The following is a 350-nucleotide window of genomic DNA, read 5'->3' as shown; positions in this document are numbered from 1 at the left end:
GGGGTTTGGCTGGAGTCATTCGCTGTCGCATCGACTGGAAATCGAGGGCGACAGCGTTATCTGGATCGACCACGAAAACCGCCGCACCACCTTCCCGCTGCCAACCAGTGAGCGCCCGGCGATTCACAACAGCCTGTCGCGGGCGGCGATTTATCTGGGTGACGAGCCGGAAGAACTGATCCTCGCCCAGGCGGGGGAAAAATCGCGGTTTTTCCATTTCCGTGCCGGGCGTCTGACGGCGATCAGCGATGCCTATGGCAATCGGCTGACGGTGCAGCGGGACATTTCTGACAGGATCAAGCGCCTCGACAACGGCGCCGGGCGCTCCCTTCTGTTGCGCTATGACCGCC

1 protein-coding gene is annotated in these 350 nt (G+C 62.0%); it reads left to right on the top strand.

Annotated elements, in window-relative coordinates; all coding sequences use genetic code 11:
* On the top strand, positions 1-350 hold a 350-nt coding region (locus ACQ4OB_RS27850; RefSeq protein WP_430956872.1), incomplete at both ends, for a DUF6531 domain-containing protein.

This window comes from Pseudomonas sp. ES4 (genome assembly GCF_050586665.1).
Classification (GTDB): Bacteria; Pseudomonadota; Gammaproteobacteria; order Pseudomonadales; family Pseudomonadaceae; genus Aquipseudomonas; species Aquipseudomonas frederiksbergensis.
The sequence above is the reverse complement of the archived record's forward strand: the minus strand, read 5'-3'. Positions and strand labels throughout refer to the sequence as shown.